The sequence below is a fragment of the Butyrivibrio sp. MB2005 genome (assembly GCF_000424285.1).
Taxonomy (GTDB): Bacteria; Bacillota; Clostridia; order Lachnospirales; family Lachnospiraceae; genus Butyrivibrio.
On record NZ_AUJP01000012.1, the window covers coordinates 84,859 to 107,392 of the forward strand.

Genomic DNA, 22,534 nt, shown 5'->3' on the forward strand with positions numbered 1-22,534 from the left:
ATGAGATCACAGCTAAAGAGGTTTACATCCGTCATACTGATTTTAATAATGACTACGTCGCTGGTATCCTGCGGCATGCAAAAGAAGCCGGATCAAATCCTGACTGTTGATCCTGATACAGCGACCCACATAACGTTGGCACTCAGATCAGGCATATACGTTGATGCCATAGAATCCTGTCTGATTCCCTTTGAGGAGGAAAACAGAATTATCTGTGACATAGTTGAGCTGGGCGAGGAGGAGCTTCACTCCGGATTAATAAATGATGCGGCAAATGATACCGGTGCCTACGATCTGTGCATGGTAGATGGTTCCTGGATGGCAGAATTCACTTCAAAGGGCGTTTTGATGAACCTTAGTGAAAACGGATATGAGCTTGATTCCGACATCATCGAGGCAACCAAAGAAATCTGTTACCATGACGGTGACGTTTACCTGGCACCATATTATGGAAACGTAACAGTTCTTTTGTATAACAAGAGGGTTGTTCAGAAAGCGGGCTATGATGGAAGCCAGCTGACATCTCTTAAGACCATTAAGGAAGTATGCGACAAGGCTAAGCAGTATGGAAATCTGGGATTTATGTATAGAGGCGACTCAGAGAACAACTACGTGGTAGACTTCCTTCCAATCCTTTTATCTTATGGTGGATGGGTTGTTGATGAAAACAATAATCCTACGGTAAATACCAAGCAATTTAAAGAAGCCCTCAGATTCTATATGCAACTTATTGAAAGCGGAAAAGCAGAGAGCAGGGATAATCTCATTATGGCCATAGCAAACGGTGCTGCGGCCATGGCTATAGGATGGCCCGGATGGTATACTCCTACCGCAAGATCGTCATCCGATTATATTGCGCTTACAGGTAAAACTACAGATAGCGCAGTTGCATACAACGCCAATGTATACGGTATCTGGACCATTGGAATTCCCGAGAATGCACCGAATAAAGAGCTATCACTGGAGCTCCTTAAATACCTGATGGATCCGCATGTTCAGATGCAAACTATAGATAGCGGAGGTGTTCCATGCAGGTATTCCTGCCTTACTGATCAGAAGGTATTAAAGGAAAATCCTCCCTTCGAAGCGGTATTTCAAGCTCTTGAAAATGGCGTATACAGACCTGTTATGGAAGAGTGGCCGGATTTTTATAAAATCCTTGGAGCGGAAATGGAAAACATCATCAAAGGAAAAAAGACCATAGATGAAGGGCTCCAGGATGCGCAAAACAGCCTTGAAGCCCTAATGAACTGATTTGATCATATTCTTTTGCAGATTGATTTGTAAGATTTACAATCTTGCTTTTATACCAAGTTTTTCGTGCATTTTCTTTTTATTCTTATACATGCGCTTGTCGGCGAGCAGATAAACAGCATGGGAGTCTCCTTCAGGGATTTCCGTGCTGTATGCATATCCGGTGGCAACGCTTCTTCTGAATTCGGGATACAGTACGTTCTTAACTTCCAATGCATCCTTAAGTCTTGTAATCATGGTATCAACATCGTAGATGTTGTTTTTTGTCAGAATGGCCGCAAATTCGTCTCCGCCTATACGGGCTATGAAGGCCTTCTCGGCAAAGCAATGCTGTAAAATGTCAGCGAACTCCTTCAGATATTTATCGCCTGCAGCATGTCCGTCATTGTCGTTTATTTCTTTTAGACCGTTCAGGTCAAGACTTACAATGCAGTAGGTTTCATTTCCCTTATCAAGATCATTCATATATTTCTCAAATCTTGATCTGTTTGGAAGATCTGTCAGGCCATCTGCATAAGCAAGGTGAGTCAGAGATTCATACTCTTTTCTTCTTGCGTAGGATTCTGATATATAAATGAAATAGTTGATAAGTGTCGCAAATACAAAGGTAAGGCAGCCCAGAGGAATTACTATCTTGATAACAATATTTCCATAGATTACCCCTGCCATCTCAAGAACATGCAAAACCATGCTGAAAAGGAATGATATTGCAAGTATTGCAAGACCAAGAAGCTGGATCTTATCAGAGGGTTCAAGCTTTTTCTGTGCGATATCTCTTCCTATGGTCACGCACAGGAAAATGAAGCATATCATGGATATGCCTTGGAAATATGAGAAAGTCCTGTTTATATGAGCAATTCCAGTTAAGTGCATGAGCATAAAGAACAGGCAGATCATAGTGCTGGTTGCAGCTGTGACCATAAAGATCCAGTCCTTATAGTGCTGCTGGGTACAGCCGATTATCATATAGATCAGGGGTACCAGCATGTAAAGCGCGAAAAACTCTAATTCCGTCGAGTGTCCACGCGTAGAAACGATAAGATCCGCAACCCTGAAATAACACAGAATCCATACGCCTACATCCACAAACAACAAAGACGAAAAGAGCTGAGATAAGATCCCGGGAAGCCTTCTGTAAAATATCAGCGTTATCACACCAAAGGAAAGACCAAAGATTATCAGGAAAACTCCTGTTCCCAGTCCCAAGAGATTACTGAATATGTAATGTATCATTATGGACAAAAAGTCGCCGTATTTGGGTATGTCAAAATAGCTGTAGGATGCATTCTCGTTGATGGAGAATTCCAAAGTCAGCGTAAAGGGCCCATTAATCTTGGGCAAACTTACGGTATTGTAGCTTATTCCAATGAATTTTCCATTGGGTATATAATCAGCATATTTTTCCTGAACCATTACATTGTTACAGGTCACGCGCCATGAGCAATATTTTGACATGAACTGTATGGTAGGGAAGGTAATGTCATCAGAAATATCAACAACCTTGGTCATCTTAAGGACATCACCCTTTTCAATGGGGCTGCCCGGCCTTTTTATAAATTCTCTCAAATTGACGTTTTCATAAATATCAGATCCAAGTTCGATATCCCATCCATCATTAAGTTTATAAATCTTCCTGGAGCTGTGGGGCATGAAGGTGCCATAGCATATCACCACCAGAATGATGAAGGTAAGAAAGGCTATCATCAGAAAGTGCATACGTTTTTTCATGTGCCTTCTTCACCTCCCTTCTGACTGATTTTTCCGGAGATGATATCATCAAGGAATTTTGAGAGCTTATCTTCATGATGCTGCTCTTTAATTCTGTACATACGGGTGTCAGCCATAATGAATACAGAGTTGGCATCGGTAAGCTTGGGTTCATTACTGTATGCAAAACCACAGGATGCGGAGAGCCTTATTTTCTTATCTGCGTCGTTGAAAACAGCCATAAGAGTTTCCAGTTTTTCTATCATTTTTTCACAGATGCCGGATTCCGGATTCTCTATTGCGACAAGGAATTCATCGCCGCCGGTTCTGCCGATAAGAGAAGCACCATCAAAAGCCTGCTTTAGGATATCTGAAAAGCAGCGGATCATTCTGTCGCCTTCAAGATGTCCAAGGGTGTCGTTTACGGGTTTAAGGTTATCCATATCTATGCTGATAAGGGCATAGTTTCCCTTAACTGTAGCCATGTACTGCATACATTTTGCACGGTTCATGAGTCCTGTGAGAGGGTCTGTATAGGCAAGGCCTTCCAGATGTTCTTTTACATAGGCAGCATTTATATGCTCTATTCCATGGTAGAAATAGAACACGAAAAGGCTCATAACAAATCCGAGAGCACCCAGGTTCATGAAAGTAATGCCTGTGTAGGCAACGCCGCCACCGCCAAATTCATTGAAGAAGTTGTATTTTGCGATATCGATGACGCAGCAGAAAATGAAAACCACAAGTCCAATGATAAGGATTGAATCTGAGGTCATGCCGGTGTAATCCGGGGAATTCTTCCTTGACTGGTATCTCCTGTATATATTCATGACAAGTCTTGGAAGCAAAATGGCCGCTTCAAGCAAAGCCATAATATGAAGTGCGGTTACGAAATAATTTATATGCACCAGGTTAGTAAGCTGAAGTATAAGTGTTAATGCAGGAAACAGAATATTTATGGACAGAAATACCTTTGCAAGATTGGTATTCAGCTCAGGGTGCGTGGACACAAGGAATACGATGATAGAAAAAGGTATCGAATACAGTGTCACATATTCCATTATGCAGAAATAAAAATCATTATCGCCTATGAAATTGAAAAGGTCATTATAGCAAAGGATATAGGCGCCAAGATTGAAGGATATAACCGAACTGAAAATCAGAGAAAGGTCCTGGCCGTGATACATATACAGATAGGAGGACAGAGTCAGCAGCATAAAGCCAAACAGGCACAGAAAGATTCCTATGAACAGATCAAGACGTTTGCTCTGTAAATAGCTGCGCTCCAATTCAAAAAGATTTCCGTAATAAACCGGCGAAATGCCTGAGAATGCGTTGTTTTCGGTAACGTCAAAGGTTATGGTTATTGTTTTTCCAATGGCACTTTCGGGAATGGAGATGAAGTTGTAGTGTTTTGGAAGCATAAGATTTTTGTCTGCAAAATCCTTGCCGTACTCATATACCTGCTCATCATCTATCCATACAGTTACTGTGGACAGAATGCTTCTGAACATAATTGCGGCTGCAGGGGCAGTCATGTCAGGGATGGTGCTTGTTATAGTAACAACATCACCTTTAGAAGTATTGCCAAGATTAAAATTCTTAAGATTTACATTTTCATAGTGATTATCGCCATGACTAACAGACCAGCCATCATTTAGCTGGGTATTAAAGTACGTATTTGGTGTGGACAGATATGAGCTGCCAAAAATTATCAGTGTTATTGGGAGGAGTATTAAAATAATAGGCAGCAGCCACACATTTATGCGTAAATAATCACGTAATCTCATGGCGTACTCTCCTGACAATAAGTATAACAACTTTACAGTAGCTATTTATTAAAAAAGGGTTATGTTTTTATGAAAAAAGGAGGTCATTAGAAATGACCTCCGCTTCCTCCGTGCGATGTTCCTGAGGATCCTGTGTGGGTAGATGAACCACCGTTGTCCTTCTGGATTTTTGTTTTTGAAAGGGTCTTGTGGGTGAATCTGTCATACTGACTCGTTAAGTGAAGACCTCCATCAGAATAATTGGATGCTCCCTTGGCCGGGGTCACAGTCTTTAGCTGACCTATAAAGCCCAAAAGCACAATCAGAGCAAAAACAAGTGCGATTGCGAGACAAATGAAAAACTTACCGGGGGTAAATATTCCGGATTCGTAGTCAGATTGAAGCTCGTCTTCGCAGAGAGATATGAATTTATAATAAGCATCGTAATAGCGATTTTCCGACAGATAAGATTTGATCTCATCAAATATATAGTCCTGATCGGAATCGGTATATACGTCGATGGCTGTACCCGTAGTCTCAAAACGCCAGCTTCTGTCCTCCATTGACAGAAGGAATATAATTCCGTTGTGGCTATCGCCCATTCCATAGCCGTTGTAATCGTAGAAGTCATCGGCGTATTCCATGGGAGATCTGTCTCCGGTGGAAGGCACTGTAAGAAGTACTATAGCGGAATTGTATTGCTCCTGAAGAGGATATATTCTGTCCGCCAGAGCCTGTTCCTCTTCATCAGTGAGGAGATCTGCGTAGTCTACAACAGGATAAAGTGAACCATCGGTAGCATAGATAGGCTCTACCAGTCCGCTTGCATCAGCTTTGGCCACAGCAGGAATGAATAATGATATGACCATAGCTGCAAACAGCACGGGCAGCGTCTGCAATATTATATTTTTCTTATGTTTACGAATATATTTCATCATTATACGCCCTACTAATTATTTGCTAAAAAACATGAACCATATTGCTATGTTAAGCAGAGTAGCACCGGCCGATGTGCAAAGGAAAAGAATCAAAGCCTTTATTTTGCTTACAGGCAGGTCGCCGACAAATTTACCGTTTTGTCCATTCATGGCAAAAAGGAAATTCTTGCCATTCCAGGTAGTATTAAGAAGCCATACGGGATATAGGGCATACTTATGGGATATGGACACAACATCATTTGTTTTTGCCTTAACTGTGGATGTGGTATAACCGGAAACAGTGTCCTTTATATCACTTTCTACAGAATCAGCCATGCGCTTAACTATATGGGCTTCAGTATCCTTGGCATCCACGTCATATCTGTTGGCCAAAAAGCCCGCAAGATAGCCGCTGTTGAAATCTACAGCCTGACTAAAGTCAAAGGGCTCTATGGATTCCATCAGGTCATCCGGCATTTCTTTTGAAGCATCATGGGGCACGTTTTTAAAGCTCTCATTACCTTCTCTGTGAACATCGAAGAATGAGGTTTCGGTATATTCGTAATCTCCATCACTCCAGTGACGGACATTGGTTGCGGTAAAGTTGTAATTACCTTTGATCTTGCCGTTGTAGATCCAATAAGGGATGTAGATTCCTCTGACCTTATCAATATGATTCTGCTCAAAAAAGGCAGACGGTAATAAAAGCTTATTCTTAACATATCCGGAATAGGCTTTCATTGCATCTTCTTTAGTGGTCTTAAATGGAATTACATAGTTAGGCCTAAGATCGCCGGCAAATTTCTCTTTTACTACAACATTATTACTGCAAAAAGGACAGGTTAAGGAACCTTCGGTCTCGGAAGCGATGATCTCACCTCCGCAGGACTGGCATGAGTAAACTACCATTCCGTTTAGCTCGTCGGAATTCCACTCATTGCTGTCAGCCTTGGCATCCTTGTCCTGTTCTTCCTGTCTTGGTGCCTTATAGTCTCCTACCTTAATCTGCGTGTCGCAGTAAGGGCAGGAGAGCATCTGGCTTTTTGCATTAAATTCCATTGCCCCGCCACAGGCGGGGCATTCATATTCGGTTAATCCCATAGATAATTCCTTAAAAATCAGAGTAATAGATTACTGGGGTCTGGGTGATCCACAGTTTGAGCAGAACTTGCCGCTGTTAACTGTTCCGCAGGAGCAGGTCCAGTCAGTTGAGGGCTTGGGTGATCCGCAGTTGCTGCAGAAATTACCTGTGTTAACTGTTCCGCAAGAGCAGGTCCAACCTGCAGCGGGAGCAGCCTGAGGTGCTGCCTGGGGAGCAGCCTGCTGACCCATTGCAAAGAGGTTGGCTGCATTAGCGCCGCCTGCCTGCTGTGCCATGTTCATGCCTGCAAATGCCATCATGGGACCTGTGGCTGTATTCTTAGCTGCATCCTGCATAGCCTGTGCCTGGGCACCAACAAGAGTAGCAGCTGCCATGTTGGGATTAGCATAAACTGCATTCTTCTGCAGTTCCTTGATCATCTTTTCATCTTCTTCAGATGCATTTACTGAGTTGATACCGAAGGTAGAAATCTTGATACCATAGGTCTCTCCCCACTTTGAGGAAAGAACTTCGTTAAGAGCATCAGCGATCTCTGTGGTGTGTCCCGGAAGTGCGCTGTAGCGAACTCCTGTCTCGGAGATCTTTGCAAATGCAGGCTGAAGAGCTGTAAGGAGCTCACTCTTAAGCTGAGAATCAAGGTTATCACGCTTGTATTCTCCCTGGAAGTTGCCGCAAAGATTTGTATAGAAGAGGATAGGATCAACTATCTTGTAGCTGTACTCACCGTGGCAACGGATAGCGATATCAACATCAAGACCGATGTTCTTATCAACAACGCGGAAAGGAACAGGATTAGCTGTGCCGTACTTGTTGCCGATGATATCCTTTGTATTTATATAGTAGATTCTCTGATCGTTAGCCACATCGCCGCCAAAGCCAACGCGTTTTCCGAACTTTTTGAAGGTCTCAGCAATGTTCGAAGAGAGACTTCCGTAGAAAAGAGAAGGCTCAGTGCTTGTGTCGTAAACGAACTCACCGGGCTCTGCGCAGACTTCAGTAACCTTGCCCTGATCTACGATGATCATGCACTGTCCGTCAGCAACAGCAATGATGGAGCCGTTTGAAATGATATTATCGTTTCCTTTATTGGAGCTTGTCTTTCCTGTGCGACGCTGACCCTTAACAGCAAGAGTGTCTGCGGGAAGTGCATCACAATAGAAATAGTCTCTCCAGGAATCTGCAAGTACACCTGCTGCAGCGCCTATACCAGCTTGTAAAATACCCATATAACATATCCTCCTTAAAATATATCTTTTCTTTGAAAAAACTTTACAAAGATTATAGCATATTTATGAAAAAATAATTCGGAATTTCGTTATCCGATCAAGCGGAATAGGGATGATTATTTTGCAAAATAGTGTGATAATGGGAATTGATATAAAAGTGAATACGAAATAGTGGTTATTTTGGAAGGGAAGTTTATACTTTTTTTATAAATTGGACACAATTTTTTCGAATGTACACAATTGATTTATATATGTGTTATAAATATAATAGAACAGAACGACTCTGAAAGTAAGGGGATAATATATGGATAATAACTTAAATAACAATAACAATCCCGGTGGCGATAACGGCCCCAGAAAACAAAATATATTGCTGCTGGTAGTGGCGGCACTGGTCACAATGCTCTTTATGACATATTTCATGCGTGCTATGACATCCACCAGCAATAAAGAGATATCTTATTCAGAATTTATCACTATGATAAAGGAAGAGCAGATTGAAAGTGTTGTAATTGAAAATGACAGGATAAACATTATTCCTAAGGTAGGTAAGAACGAGCTGAAGTTCAATCCTTTCTACGGATCTGCAACGGTTCTTACATATTACACAGGTAAAGCCGAGGATGATGCTACTCTGACAAAGAGACTGTTAAATGCAGGTATTGAGGTAAGCAGCGAGGTTCCGGATTCATCGGGAGCAATACTTTCCTTTGTAATGTATTACATCCTTCCGATTCTTCTCATGTGGCTCATCATTTCCTTCGTGTTCAGACGTATGTCCAAGGGCGGCGGACCGCTTGGCATCGGCAAGAACAATGCAAAGGTATACATGCAGCGTGAGACGGGAGTTACCTTTAAGGACGTAGCAGGTGAGGATGAGGCAAAGGAGTCCCTGGTTGAGGTAGTAGATTTCCTCCACAACCCCGGACGATATGTAAAAATCGGTGCCAAGCTTCCTAAGGGAGCTCTTCTTGTAGGACCTCCCGGAACAGGTAAAACGCTTCTTGCAAAAGCAGTTGCAGGTGAAGCCCATGTTCCTTTCTATTCACTTGCAGGTTCTGATTTCATAGAGCTTTACGTAGGTGTCGGAGCAAGCCGTGTTCGTGAGCTTTTTGCTGAAGCAAGTAAAAATGCTCCCTGCATTATTTTCATCGACGAGATAGATGCTATCGGTAGAAGCCGTGATAATAAGTATGGCGGTAACGAAGAGCGTGAGCAGACTCTTAACCAGCTGCTTTCCGAGATGGATGGTTTTGATTCATCCAAGGGTGTTCTGGTTCTTGGTGCTACCAACAGACCGGAGATACTTGATAAGGCCCTGCTTCGTCCCGGACGTTTCGACAGACGAATCATCGTTGATAAGCCTGATCTCAAGGGACGTGAAGAAATTCTTAAGGTTCACTCCAAGGATGTAAAAATGGATGAGACCGTTGATCTTAAGGGAATCGCCCTTGCGACAAGCGGTGCTGTTGGTTCAGATCTTGCCAACATGATAAATGAAGCTGCTATCAATGCAGTTAAGGCTCATAGAGAATATGTATGCCAGCAGGATCTTATGGAAGCTGTTGAGCAGGTCCTTGTAGGTAAAGAGAAGAAGGATCGTATCCTCAGTAAAGAGGAGAGAAAGATCGTATCCTATCACGAGGTTGGACATGCACTTATCAGTGCGGTTCAGAAAAACACAGAGCCCGTGCAGAAGATCACTATCGTACCCAGAACAATGGGTGCTCTTGGATATGTTATGCAGGTTCCTGAGGATGAGAAATATCTTCAGACAAAGGACGAGCTTATTGATGATATCATCGTTACTCTCGGCGGACGTGCTGCAGAGGAGGTTATTTTCAACACTGTTACAACAGGTGCCGAAAATGATATCGAGAAGGCTACATCCATGGCCCGCAGCATGATCACAATGTTTGGTATGAGCGAGAGATTCGGACTTATGCAGCTTGAATCCGTTCAGAACAGATACCTTGACGGTAACAGAGTCCTTAATTGCAGCCAGCAGACAGAATATCTGGTTGATGAAGAGGTTAAGGAGCTCCTTGCAGGATGCTATGAGAAGGCTAAGCAGATAATCCGCGATCATCTTGATTCCATGGATAAGATTGCGCAGTTCCTTATAGAGAAGGAGACAATCACCGGTAAGGAATTCATGAAGATCTACAGAGAGGTTGAGAATATTCCCGAGCCTACAGATGAAGAGGCAGAGACTGCAAAACGTGGCAGAATCTATGCTACAAGACCTGAGTCAGCAGCAGTTGGCGAGAATATCCCCACTAAGGAAGAGAAAGCCGCAATGGAAGCTGAATCGCAGCCTGCCACTCCGACTTTCGATGTCACTGTCGGAGATACGCAGGTTCAGGATCAGACTGATGATGCAGAGGATGAAGATGAACCTCTGATTGACTGGACACCTGATGCTCCTCAGACAGCTTTCAGGAATCCATACGAAGAGAACCCTTCCGCACCTGCACAGAATGATGCAGCACCCAGCGGCGGACGTTTTTCACATGTTCCTGACAATTTTGATAATAAATAAACTTATTTATAGGGCTGTCGCATTGCGGCAGCCTTAATGCTATTATTTTTATATGGAAGAAAAATTCAACGTACAGGAAGAACTTAAAAAACTGCCCAACCAGCCGGGCGTTTATATAATGCGTGATGAGAATGATACCATCATGTATGTCGGGAAGGCTATTAACCTCCACAATCGTGTGAGGTCTTATTTTCGTAAAATTGTGGGCCGCGGGCCTCAGATAGATCGCATGGTATCGCAGATTGCAAGGTTTGAGTACATAGTTACTGACTCTGAGCTTGAGGCACTGGTGCTTGAGAATAACCTCATTAAGGAAAACAGCCCCAGATACAACACCATGCTTAAGGATGATAAGACCTATCCCTACATCAAGGTCACTGTGTCCGAGGATTTTCCAAGGATTCTTTTTTCCAGAATCATGAAAAAGGATAAATCAAGATATTACGGTCCTTTCACCAGTGCTGCGGCAGTTAAGGATACTATCGAGCTGATAAATAAGATATATGGTCTTAGGACCTGCAACAGGGTTCTTCCAAGGGATATAGGTGTGGACAGACCCTGCCTTAATTATCATATGGAGAGGTGTTCAGCCCCCTGCGACGGGAAAATATCCAAGGAAGAATACGGACAGAGAATAGCCGGTGCCTTGAATTTCCTTGATGGAAACTATGCGCCTATCATGAAAGATCTGTCAGATAAGATGGAGGCGGCTTCTGAGGAATTAAACTTTGAGCGAGCCGCATATTACAGGGATCTTCTTGCCAGTGTAAGGCAGGTGGCACAGAAGCAGAAGATGACGGATGCAGCTATGGAGGATAAGGATATTCTTGCAATTGCAGCAGATGAAAATGACGCTGTGGTGCAGGTGTTCTTTGTACGTGATGGAAGACTTATTGGCCGCGAGCATTTTTACATGACCCATATTTCAGGAAATCCCAGAGATGAGATTCTTCTTAACTTTGTAAAGCAGTTCTACGCAGGAACACCTTTTATTCCAAGAGAGCTTATGCTGCCTGAACCCATAGAGGATATGGAGATAATAGAGAAATGGCTTACTGACCGCAAGGGCAGCAGGGTTTATATCAGCGTTCCTGAGCGTGGTCAGAAGGAAAAGCTCATGGAGCTTGCTGCGCAGAACGCAGAGCTTGTTTTATCCAAGGACAAGGAGAGATTAAAGCGCGAAGAAGGCAGAACCATTGGAGCCGTAAAGGAGATTGAGAGTATCCTTGGCATCAAGGGACTTACCAGAATGGAGGCCTATGATATTTCCAATATCAGCGGCTTTGCCAATGTTGGCTCCATGGTTGTTTATGAAAAGGGAAAACCCAAGAGAAGTGATTATCGAAAGTTCAGGATAAAATCCGTTACAGGTCCCGACGATTATGCCTGCATGAAGGAAGTTCTTACACGAAGACTTATGCACGGCCTTGAAGAGAGACATGAGCTTGAGCTTAGGGAAATCGATGCACAGTACGGAAGCTTTACGAAATTTCCGGATCTTATTTTGATGGACGGCGGACGAGGCCAGGTGAATATCTGTCTCAAGGTTCTTGATGAGCTTGGCATAAACATTCCCGTGTGCGGTATGGTAAAGGATGACAATCACAGAACAAGAGGCCTTTATTACAACAATACAGAGCTTCCGATAGACAGGCATTCAGAGGGCTTTAAGCTTATCACCAGGATTCAGGATGAAGCCCACAGATTTGCCATTGAGTATCACAGGTCCTTAAGATCCAAGACTCAGGTAAAGAGCTCCCTTGATGATATTCCAGGTGTAGGACCTGCAAGACGCAAGGCTCTAATGAGACACTTTAAGTCAATTGACGAGATCAGAAATGCGGATGTGGAGGAGCTTAAATCCATTCCGGAGATACCGGAAAACGCCGCAAATGACATATATAATTACTTTCACAAACAGGGATAATATGGTAAACTGTCTTTGTTTAACAAGGGGGTAACACATGGCAACAGTAAAGCTTAAAACAGTTGTAAAGAAAATGGAGCTTGAAAATCTCACAAAAGAGATAGATATCTCCAGAATCAGAATTCATCAGCCCGATATTAACAGACCTGCCCTTCAGCTCGCAGGATACTTTGAGCATTTTGAAGCAACGAGACTGCAGGTTATCGGCTTTGTTGAATACACATATATGGAATCCATCCCGGATGCAGACAAGGAGAGGGTATACAGAGAGTTTCTTTCATTTGATATACCGGCAGTAGTTTTCTGCAGAAGTCTTATCCCGGATCCGTTATTTGTGAAAATAGCCATAGAGGAGCAGGTACCGATAATGGTAACCCAGAAGTCTACCTCATCATTTATGGCAGAGATTATCAGATGGCTTAATGTAGAGCTTGCGCCCTGCATTTCAATTCATGGCGTTCTTGTAGATGTTTATGGTGTCGGTCTTCTTATTACAGGTGAGAGCGGAATCGGTAAATCCGAGGCAGCTCTTGAGCTTATAAAGAGAGGACACAGACTTGTATCCGATGACGTTGTTGAGATCCGCAAGGTCAGTGATGTAACACTTATCGGTACAGCACCCGATATCACAAGGCATTTCATTGAGCTTAGAGGTATCGGTATTGTCGATGTTAAGACACTTTTTGGCGTATCAAGTGTCCGCGATACTCAGAACATCGATCTTGTGATCAAACTTGAAGAATGGGATAAGGATAAGGAATACGACAGACTCGGTCTTGAAGAGGAATACACAGAGTATCTTGGCAACAAGATAGTTTGCCACAGAATCCCGATCCGTCCGGGCCGTAACCTGGCGATCATTTGCGAGTCGGCAGCAGTTAACCACAGACAGAAGATGATGGGTTACAATGCCGCTCAGGAGCTCTACAACAGAGTTCAGAATTCACTTGCCCGTGGGCAGGAAGACGAAGACTAAAGAACAGAGGAAAACATAATGGAAAATAACGCATCAAGTCTTGTAGAAAAATATGTATTTGGAGTAGATATAGGCGGAACAACCGTTAAGATCGGTCTTCTTGATATGGATGGCCATAAGGTAGAAGTATGGGAGATTCCCACCAGAACTGAGAACAACGGTGAGAAGGTTCTTCCCGATATTGCCGAAGCTATCCGTAAGAAGATGGAAGACAGAGGCATCAAGGATTCACAGGTAGTAGGTGTTGGCGCAGGTGCTCCGGGCCCCTTCAGTGATGATGGAACAATTTTTAAGGCAGTTAACCTTGGATGGAGTGAGTTCAATATGAAGGATGAGCTTCATAACCTTGTAAAGATGCCTGTTAAATGCGGTAATGATGCTAACGTTGCAGCTCTTGGTGAGTACTGGATGGGCGGTGGCCAGGGCTACAAGGATATGCTCATGGTTACTCTTGGTACAGGTGTAGGCGGCGGAATCATTCACAACGGCAAGATCTTTAATGGTGCAACAGGTGCCGGCGGTGAGATCGGACATATCCATATCGAGGATAATGAGCCTTTGCAGTGTGGATGCGGTAATCACGGATGCCTTGAGCAGTACGCAAGTGCTACTGGAGCAGTTCTTCTCATGAACAGAGTTCTTGAAGAGAGCGACGAGGAGTGTGTTCTCAGAGGCAAGGATTTTGTATGTAAGGACATTTTCGATGCTGCTAAAAACGGTGACAAGCTTGCAAATGTAGCAATCACACGCTATGGTGATTACCTTGGAAAAGGTCTTGCAATGATAGCTTCAACCATTAACCCTGAGATCATCGTATTTGGCGGCGGCGTATCCAAGGCAGGAGATATCCTCTTTGATCTGGTTCGTCCTTCCTTTGAGAAGTATGTTTTCCACGGCGCAAAGAGAACAAAGTTCGCTCTTGCTAAGCTTGGAAATGACGCAGGATTATTTGGAGCAGCTAAGCTGGTTTTGGATTCAATTAAGTAAAATGAGATCAGGATTATCAGAAGAATTATCCCGAATTATTTCGGATAAATGCATAACAGAAAATGAAGATTTGAGCAGGCACACCACCTTTAGGATCGGTGGGCCTGCCGATTATTTTGTGCGAATAAATAGTGCGGCAGAGCTTTCTTCACTGCTCAAGCTTTTTTCAGAGCTTGAGATGGAGTTCTTTAAGGATTTCTATGTGATTGGAAACGGAAGTAATCTTCTTGTTTCAGACAAGGGCTTTAGAGGCGTTATTGTCGCTCTTGGCGGCGAGTTTTCAGATGTCCGTCTTTTGGATGACAACCATATTTTTGCGGGGGCAGCGGCCTTTAATTCTGCTGTTGCAAATCTTGCAAGGGATAACAGCCTTACAGGCTTTGAGTTCGCCCATGGAATCCCCGGTACAATAGGCGGCGCACTTATTATGAATGCAGGTGCATACGGCGGAGAGATGAAGCAGGTTGTTAAGAAGATCCGTGTGATGGAGCCTGATGGAAGTGAAGTTGAGTTTTCAGGTGAAGAGGCCGAGTTTGGATATCGCACAAGCATATTTAAAAACAGACCCTGCATTCTCCTTGGCGCAGAGATAGAGTTGTCAAAGGGTGATAAGGGCGAGATTGAGAGCACCATGAATGACCTTATGGGCAGAAGAAGAGAGAAGCAGCCTCTGGAGTTTCCAAGTGCAGGTTCTACCTTCAAAAGACCTGAGGGGAATTTTGCAGGTAAGCTTATTGAGGAAGCCGGTCTTAGAGGCTACAAAGTGGGCGATGCTCAGGTTTCTGAGAAGCACTGCGGATTTGTGGTGAACAAGGGTAAAGCTACGTCTGAGGATGTCGATAAACTTATCAGAGATGTACAGGACAAAGTATTTGAGAATTCCGGAGTGAAGCTTGATCCGGAGGTTATCAGACTGGGAGAATTTTAAGGATGAGGATTGTAATCGTAACCGGAATGAGCGGTGGAGGCAAATCGACAGCAATTCATATGCTTGAGGATGATGGTTTTTACTGCGTAGATAATCTTCCGCCGAGTCTTTTTGAAAAATTCATAGAGCTTATATCGGTTCCAGACAGTGAGATAACCAAGGTGGCTCTTGGCTTTGATGTTAGAGCCGGACAGCGATTCGAGGATGCACCAAGAATTATTGAGGAGGCCAGAAAAAGAGGACTGAATGTGGAGATTCTTTTCCTGGAATGCTCGGATGCCGTTCTTGTTAAGAGATACAAGGAATCAAGAAGACGTCATCCCTTATCTCCCGATGGACGAATCGAGGACGGTATAACCAAAGAAAGAGAGCTTTTATCCAGAATTCGCTCTCTGGCAGATTATATCATTGATACCTCACAGCTTCTTACCAGAGAATTCAAGATGGAGATGGATAAGATTTTTGTGGCAAATGAGAAGCACGACAATCTTATGGTGACTATTCTTTCCTTTGGATTTAAGCACGGTATCCCTTCAGATGCGGACCTTGTTTTTGATGTGAGATTTTTACCGAATCCATTTTATATAGAAGAATTAAAGCATCTTACCGGCAATGATAAAGAAGTTCAGGATTATGTAAAGAGCTTTCCTGAGTGCGGACAGTTCCTTGATAAACTAACGGACATGCTGGAATTTCTGGTGCCCGGTTACATAAATGAGGGCAAATACCAGCTGGTGGTGGCTATCGGTTGTACCGGCGGTCAGCACAGATCGGTAACAATAGCTAATGAGATTTATGAAAAGCTTAAGGACAGAAATGAGTTTGGCATTAAGAAATATCACAGAGACCTTAAGCATGCAAGGTAATATATATGTCATTTTCCGGCGATGTGAAAAATGAACTTGAAAAACAGGTTGCTCCCGGACGCCATTGTCAGCTGGCAGAGATAGCGGCAATACTAATTAATGTCGGGTATGTTGAACGAAAAGCCGATGATGAATACAGGGTTTTTCTGGCTGATGATTCCGAGAGGGCTATTAGAAAGTTCTTTACATTATTAAAAAAAGCATTTAATATAGACACTGGTACGCTTCAAGATGGGAGTAAGGAAATCATTGGTGGCAAGGTTTACAGGCTTGTACTCAGTGGTTCTGAGAAACCAAAAGCGCTACTTAAGGGAATACACTACTTTAACGATGATGGTAGTCTTAGAGACGAGAATTCAGGCATAAATCATCAGCTTATTATGAAGGCATGCTGTAAAAGAGCCTTTTTACGTGATTCCTTTTTATGCATCGGTTCTATAAGTGATCCGAGCAAATCCTATCATCTGGAGTTTTCCTGTGGGAGCTTGAAGCTTGCTGAGGAGCTCAGGACGATGATAGAGAGCTTCGACATAGAGGCGAAGATTATACAGCGTAAGAAATATCACGTTGTATATATCAAGGAGAGCACATCGATTGTGGATCTTCTTAATGTTATGGAAGCACCTGTCAGTCTGATGAATATGGAGAATGAGCGTATCGTGAAAGAGATGCGAGGTGCCATTAACAGAAGAGTTAACTGCGAGACGGCTAATATTACCAAGACAGTTAACGCAGCTTCGAGACAGACGACAGATATTTTATATCTCCGGGATCACTACGGATTCGAGAATTTACCGGAGAGTTTAAGGGATATGGCAGAGGCCAGGCTTCAGTATCCCGATGCAACATTATTGGAACTTGGGAAGTACCTTGATCCACCTGTTGGAAAATCAGGAGTAAATCACAGGTTGAGAAAGCTTAGCGAATTGGCAGAGAAGCTAAGAGGTTAATTTACTAAGTTTGAGGAGGAAAATTATGATATCAAAATCTATCGAAATCAAGCTTCCGGGTGGCCTTGAAGCTCGTCCGGTTGCAGAACTGGTTCAGCTTGCAAGCCGTTATGACAGTACAGTTCATATCGAAGCTCAGTCTAAGAAGGTCAATGCCAAGAGTATTATGGGTATGATGACTCTTAGTCTTAATAGCGGCGAAGAGGTTACTGTAATAGCTGATGGACAGGATGAAGAGGATGCCGTTAAGGGAATGGAGAGCTTTCTTCTTGGAGAGCTTCAGCTTTCATAACTGATTTTGGATTTTTATAATGGAATTAACCCATCTGATTTCTTATAATGAGATTAGATGGGTTTTTTATTCAATAGGGAATTCCTTCGGATTTCCTATTGAATAAAAAGCGCTCCGCTAAGGATGCGACTGGTGCGCAGATGAATTTTGCAAGCTAAAGCTTGCGCGCACCAGCGCGCAAAGAGTCGCGAGCGACTCTTTGTTAATAGCCAAATCACTTATTGAGGTATTTTTTATGAAAAAGAAAAAAATGCTGTTCATTTACAACCCTAAAGCCGGCAAGGAGCGAATCAGAAGTAACCTGATTGATATCATTGATATTTTCGCAAGGGGAGACTATGACATCACTGTATATCCCACCAAGGAGCGTGGAGATGGAACTGCTGCGGTGATGGAATATGATGACAGCTACGACATCATAACCTGCAGTGGCGGAGACGGTACCCTTGATGAAATTGTTAGCGGAATGTGGAAGTCAAAAAGAAAGACTCCTATAGGCTATGTTCCCGCAGGTTCTACCAATGATTTTGCTGTAAGTCTCGGCATTCCGTCGCAGATGCATGAAGCGGCCCAGACCATTATAAGCGGTAAAGAATATGCCTGCGATATAGGAATCATGAATGAAGAGACCTTCGTATATATAGCGGCTTTTGGTCTTTTTACTGATGTTTCATACCAGACAAGGCAGGATATTAAGAACATTTTGGGCCACATGGCATATATTCTTGAAGGTGCCAAAAGGCTTTCCGAGATACGTTCTTATCATATGAAAGTAACCACCGATGAAGGTGTTATTGAGGATGATTTTGTATTTGGAATGGTTACAAATTCCAGATCAGTGGGAGGATTTAAGGATATAACCGGTAAAAATGTCACCATGGACGACGGAGTTTTCGAGGTCACTTTGGTAAAGCTTCCTGACAATATGCTGGACATGAGTAATCTTTTGGCAGCATTTATTAACAGGGACATTAATACCGAGCTTATGTATTGCTTTAAGACGAAGCATATTGAGTTTGATTCAAAGGAGAGTATTTCCTGGACAAGGGATGGAGAGTTTGGCGGTAACCATACTCATGTAGATATAAGGAACGAGAACAAGGTTATCAATATTATGATTCCTTAACACATACGTTCATTTTTTGTTCATAAAACGTTTAAAGACTATTTACTTCAAATCATATCTTAGACATTTATTTTCGCTATACTAAAGATGTCAGATGAAGAAAGGCAATACCAATTATAATAACTTTTTCATAATAAGCCAAGGAAACACGAGTTTCCTTGGCTTCCTCCCTTTTATAGGGCTTTTATTATTACACAGTCTCCGGTTCCGGATAATCTACGCCGAATGTTTCAACAGTAACCTTTTCCATAACCTGATCCTCTAAGGGACGATCATTCCAGTCTGTTTTTGTCTCAGCAATCTTATTAACAACGTCCATTCCTTCGATGACTTTACCAAAAGCAGCGTATGCGCCATCAAGATGAGGAGCGTTTTTATGCATGATAAAGAACTGTGAGCCTGCTGAATCAGGAATCTGTGTACGTGCCATGGAAAGCACACCCTCTGTGTGAAGCAGGTCGTTCTTGAAACCGTTCTGAGAGAACTCACCCTTTATTTCATAGCCGGGGCCGCCCATTCCTGTGCCTTCGGGATCGCCGCCCTGAAGCATAAAGCCCTTAATTACGCGGTGGAAAATAACACCGTCATAGAAATTGTGATTGATAAGTGAAATGAAGTTGTTTACAGTGTTAGGTGCGATCTCGGGATAAAGCTCAGCCTTTATAACATCGCCGCCCTTCATTGTGATTGTAACGATAGGATTTTTGTTTTCAGACATATTTTTCTCCTTAATATGAATCCGATTTGTAAATCGTAAATGATTTTGGGTTTTCGTGGAACAAACCCGGGATTAATTATACAATAATTAATAGAATAAAAATACAAATAAAAAGGCGTGAAAATGCTTAAAGAAATCATTTTTTGCATAAAGAATAAAGAGGATGAGGCCTTTGTGGCAAATGTATTTGATACCTCTTCATATATAAAAACAGAAGGAATTGAAAGCCGGGTCATATTCCCGGAGGAAACAGTTTACAGTAAGGATAGGCTTCTTACTTCGCTTCTCGATGGAGCTTTTGAAGATAATACAGGAGATAAGCTTTTTCTTACCGATTCATCGGAGCTTGCAGGGTATCTTCTCTCAAGCGGGGGATATGTAGTTGGCATAAGCTATGAAGGCAATGCTGAGGAGCGGTTTGAAGGTCTTAAGTATGTTTTTACGGAAATAGAAGAAGTGGGGATGGATTCCTTTATAAAGGCCTATCAGCGCTACGCCCATCTTCCATGGGATATCCTCACAACAGACAGATGCCTTATCAGAGAAACTACGGTTGAGGATGTGGATGTTTTCTATGAACTGTATGCAGATCCTGAGATGACAAGATACATGGAGGGACTCTTTGCAGATCCTGAGGATGAGAAAAAATATCAAAGAGATTACATAGAAAAGGTTTATGGTCTCATGGGCTTTGGCACCTGGACTATCGTGCTTAAGGAGACGGGGGAGATAATCGGAAGAGCCGGTTACAGCGTAAGGAATGGCTTTGATGACATAGAGCTGGGCTTTCTTATAGGCACTGCATACCAGAGAAAGGGTTATGCTTATGAAGTTTGCAAGGCGATTCTGGATTACGGAAGGGATATCCTTCAGTTTGAGAGAGTTCTGGCCTTTGTAAAAGCAGAGAATACAGTTTCTATTCATCTTTGTCAGAAGCTTGGAATGTCAAAAGAGGGCGAAGCTGATATCGAAGAGAATATCTACGGCGATGAATATCACGACGGAACGCGCATACCTGCGCAGGAAATGCACTTTGGAAAGTATGTAAAGATGGCGATAGAATTCTAAAAAATTAAGATTTTTTGAGGATTATTTCTGAGTTTGTCCACAAGAAGTTATATCTTGTCTATATCTTGCAGTTGATATTTAGGTTTATTTCAGTTACGATACTTATGATAGAGAGGGATTAATTATTACGTAGTACCTGAGACATTAGGAGGTATGGATGGATTCAAAAGAAATCTTTTCGTTAATTGCAGGCCTTATCGGAGGACTTGCGCTATTTCTGTATGGAATGAATGTAATGAGCGGTGGTCTTACCAAGACTGCCGGCGGTAAGCTGGAGGTGGTTCTTAGTAAAGTAACCAGCCACCCGATCGTAGCTTATCTGTTCGGTGTTGGAGTAACTGCTCTTGTACAGTCATCATCTGCGTCAACCGTTATGGTTGTCGGTCTTGTTAATTCAGGAATCATGACCTTAAAGGAAGCGGTAAATATTATCCTTGGTGCTAACCTTGGTACCACTTTTACTGCGTGGCTGCTTTCATTAAATGCTATAAGCAGTGACAATTTCCTGATCAATTTGTTAAAGCCCACATCATTTACGCCATTTCTGGCGCTTATCGGTATTGTCCTTTATATGTTCTCCAAGAATGATAAAAAGAACAACATCGGTCTTATACTTATTGGTTTTTCAGTATTGATGTTTGGAATGAGCATGATGTCTGAGGCGGTATACCCTCTCCGCAGCAGTGAAGCCTTCCAGACAATCATTATGACCTTCAGTAACCCGCTTATCGGTTTCTTTGTAGGCGTGCTCTTTACGATGGTAATTCAGAGTTCTGCCGGAACCATCGGTGTAATGCAGGCTTTGGCTGCGTCGGTAAGTATCACCTACAGCGTAGCACTTCCCGTTGTAGTAGGTGCCGAAGTTGGAACCTGTATCACAGCTATTCTTTCATCACTGGGAGCAAACAAAAACGGTAAGAGAACAGCTCTTATGCATTTGTATTTCAACGTGATAAAAGCTGTTTCATTTATGATCTTATTCTACACAATACATTCATTTGTGAATTTTGCATTCATGAGTAGTCAGGCTGGAATGGTGGGTATAGCTTCTATCCACACACTTATTAACCTTGTGGCTACGCCTCTTATGCTTCCTTTCTCCGGACTCCTTGTTAAGATGGCATACAGGACTATTCCTATTGATGAGAAAGAGCGTGAAGAACAGCAGGATATGCAGAATATCACCAAGCTGGACGAGCGTTTCCTTACAAACCCGCCCTTTGCTCTTGAACAGTCAAGACAGGTTGCCATGGATATGGCGGACTTCTCAAGAGAGGGACTTGAAAAAGCTACATCCCTTATTGATGAGTACAATCCCGAGGTTGCTGATGAAGTCAGACGCATCGAGGAGAAGGTTGACAGATATGAGGATCAGCTGGGTACCTACCTTATGCAGATCAATAACCATCACCTTGCTGAGAAGGATTCCAGAACCCTTTCGATCATCCTTCACTGCATCACTGATTTTGAGCGTATAAGTGACCATGCATTGAACATTGCACAGACAGCCCGTGTGATGAATGAGAAAAATGAGAAATTCTCAAGTAAGGCAAAAGAAGAGCTGAAGACCTTCTCAAATGCAGTAAAAGAGATCGTGGACCTCTCATTCCAGTCCTTCGCAAACCAGGATCTTAAGCTGGCACAGTCTGTAGAGCCTCTTGAAGAAGTTATTGACGGAATCAACATGGAGGTTAAGAGACGCCATGTAAGAAGACTTCGTAAGGGCAAGTGCACAATAGACATGGGCTTTATCCTGTCAGATCTTGGTACGGATTTTGAGCGTATCGCCGATCACTGTAGTAACATCGCAGTATGTATCCTTGAAGTTAGCGAGGGAATGTTTGATACTCACGAGTATCTTGAGCATCTTAAGGCAGAGAAAAACAAGGAATTCGAGATCGCAGTTGATCTTTATGAGAGAAAGTACAGACTTCCCGCAGTTAAGAAGGGCTTTGATGATGAGGATGATATCAATCCTTCCTTCATTGAAGATCATGAGACCATCGTTAACATCATGAGAGCTGAAGATCAGGATATAATTGACGAAGCTGTTTCTTCTGCCGAGAAGAAGAAAGAGAAGTTTGTAGATAAGGCAAAGGATGCAGTAAAAGAAAAGGTAAAAGACAAGTCAAAAGTAAAAGTTAAAGATAAGACTAAGAAGAAAAAAGATAAGTAATGT

Annotated in this window: 18 protein-coding genes; 12 read left to right on the forward strand and 6 right to left on the reverse strand. The window is 42.7% G+C overall.

The genetic code is table 11. The features are described 5' to 3' along the window. On the forward strand, positions 1 to 1,254 hold the full coding sequence (locus G610_RS0108150) for an extracellular solute-binding protein (RefSeq protein ID WP_026524405.1): 1,254 nt from the start codon (positions 1 to 3) through the stop codon (positions 1,252 to 1,254). A gap of 36 nt (positions 1,255 to 1,290) precedes the next feature. Here the strand turns inward: G610_RS0108150 and G610_RS0108155 are convergent, their stop codons facing one another. From G610_RS0108155 to G610_RS0108175, 5 genes are all read right to left on the reverse strand, one after another. Next, positions 1,291 to 2,982, reverse strand: coding sequence for a GGDEF domain-containing protein (locus G610_RS0108155; RefSeq protein WP_026524406.1), 1,692 nt, complete (start codon positions 2,980 to 2,982; stop codon positions 1,291 to 1,293). Next, positions 2,979 to 4,751: a GGDEF domain-containing protein gene (locus tag G610_RS0108160; RefSeq protein ID WP_026524407.1), complete on the reverse strand. Its 1,773-nt coding sequence runs from the start codon at positions 4,749 to 4,751 to the stop codon at positions 2,979 to 2,981. The genes G610_RS0108155 and G610_RS0108160 overlap by 4 nt, the downstream gene beginning before the upstream one ends. Positions 4,752 to 4,837: 86 nt before the next feature. Beyond that, positions 4,838 to 5,668: a TPM domain-containing protein gene (locus G610_RS20240; protein ID WP_051197854.1), complete on the reverse strand. Its 831-nt coding sequence runs from the start codon at positions 5,666 to 5,668 to the stop codon at positions 4,838 to 4,840. Positions 5,669 to 5,683: 15 nt separating this feature from the next. Further along, the gene (locus G610_RS0108170; RefSeq protein WP_035797233.1) at positions 5,684 to 6,748 is read right to left on the reverse strand and encodes a hypothetical protein; all 1,065 of its coding nucleotides are present in this window, start codon (positions 6,746 to 6,748) and stop codon (positions 5,684 to 5,686) included. 30 nt (positions 6,749 to 6,778) lie between these two features. Beyond that, positions 6,779 to 7,975: an SPFH domain-containing protein gene (locus G610_RS0108175; protein ID WP_026524409.1), complete on the reverse strand. Its 1,197-nt coding sequence runs from the start codon at positions 7,973 to 7,975 to the stop codon at positions 6,779 to 6,781. A gap of 304 nt (positions 7,976 to 8,279) precedes the next feature. On the opposite strand from G610_RS0108175, the gene ftsH reads away from it, so the two are divergent. The 9 genes from ftsH (at position 8,280) to G610_RS0108220 (ending at position 18,569) form a co-directional block, all read left to right on the forward strand. Further along, complete coding sequence (ftsH, locus tag G610_RS0108180; protein WP_026524410.1) at positions 8,280 to 10,517, forward strand: ATP-dependent zinc metalloprotease FtsH; 2,238 nt, start codon at positions 8,280 to 8,282, stop codon at positions 10,515 to 10,517. Between the two features lie 52 nt (positions 10,518 to 10,569). Continuing rightward, positions 10,570 to 12,444 (forward strand): excinuclease ABC subunit UvrC, encoded by a 1,875-nt coding sequence (gene uvrC, locus G610_RS0108185; protein WP_026524411.1) that lies wholly within the window; start codon positions 10,570 to 10,572, stop codon positions 12,442 to 12,444. A 37-nt stretch (positions 12,445 to 12,481) separates the two neighbouring features. Then, entirely contained in the window at positions 12,482 to 13,420 is a 939-nt protein-coding gene (hprK, locus tag G610_RS0108190) for an HPr(Ser) kinase/phosphatase (RefSeq protein WP_026524412.1), read from the forward strand. A gap of 18 nt (positions 13,421 to 13,438) precedes the next feature. After that, positions 13,439 to 14,407 (forward strand): ROK family glucokinase, encoded by a 969-nt coding sequence (locus G610_RS0108195; protein ID WP_026524413.1) that lies wholly within the window; start codon positions 13,439 to 13,441, stop codon positions 14,405 to 14,407. Position 14,408: 1 nt separating this feature from the next. Continuing rightward, positions 14,409 to 15,335, forward strand: coding sequence for a UDP-N-acetylmuramate dehydrogenase (gene murB / locus G610_RS0108200; protein ID WP_051197855.1), 927 nt, complete (start codon positions 14,409 to 14,411; stop codon positions 15,333 to 15,335). A gap of 2 nt (positions 15,336 to 15,337) precedes the next feature. After that, entirely contained in the window at positions 15,338 to 16,201 is an 864-nt protein-coding gene (gene rapZ / locus G610_RS0108205) for an RNase adapter RapZ (RefSeq protein ID WP_026524415.1), read from the forward strand. Positions 16,202 to 16,206: 5 nt separating this feature from the next. Further along, positions 16,207 to 17,151, forward strand: coding sequence for a DNA-binding protein WhiA (whiA, locus tag G610_RS0108210; protein ID WP_026524416.1), 945 nt, complete (start codon positions 16,207 to 16,209; stop codon positions 17,149 to 17,151). Positions 17,152 to 17,176: 25 nt separating this feature from the next. Beyond that, on the forward strand, positions 17,177 to 17,443 hold the full coding sequence (locus G610_RS0108215) for an HPr family phosphocarrier protein (RefSeq protein ID WP_026496285.1): 267 nt from the start codon (positions 17,177 to 17,179) through the stop codon (positions 17,441 to 17,443). A gap of 235 nt (positions 17,444 to 17,678) precedes the next feature. Continuing rightward, positions 17,679 to 18,569, forward strand: coding sequence for a diacylglycerol/lipid kinase family protein (locus G610_RS0108220; RefSeq protein WP_026524417.1), 891 nt, complete (start codon positions 17,679 to 17,681; stop codon positions 18,567 to 18,569). Between the two features lie 190 nt (positions 18,570 to 18,759). Here G610_RS0108220 and G610_RS0108225 read toward each other — a convergent pair whose 3' ends face one another. After that, complete coding sequence (locus G610_RS0108225; RefSeq protein WP_035795537.1) at positions 18,760 to 19,287, reverse strand: peptidylprolyl isomerase; 528 nt, start codon at positions 19,285 to 19,287, stop codon at positions 18,760 to 18,762. Positions 19,288 to 19,410: 123 nt separating this feature from the next. Between G610_RS0108225 and G610_RS22115 the strand changes: the two genes are divergently transcribed. Together G610_RS22115 and G610_RS20250 are read left to right on the forward strand one after the other, a co-directional pair. Next, on the forward strand, positions 19,411 to 20,355 hold the full coding sequence (locus tag G610_RS22115; protein ID WP_051197857.1) for a GNAT family N-acetyltransferase: 945 nt from the start codon (positions 19,411 to 19,413) through the stop codon (positions 20,353 to 20,355). 157 nt (positions 20,356 to 20,512) lie between these two features. Next, on the forward strand, positions 20,513 to 22,531 hold the full coding sequence (locus tag G610_RS20250) for a Na/Pi cotransporter family protein (protein WP_081667323.1): 2,019 nt from the start codon (positions 20,513 to 20,515) through the stop codon (positions 22,529 to 22,531). Positions 22,532 to 22,534: the final 3 nt, after the last annotated feature.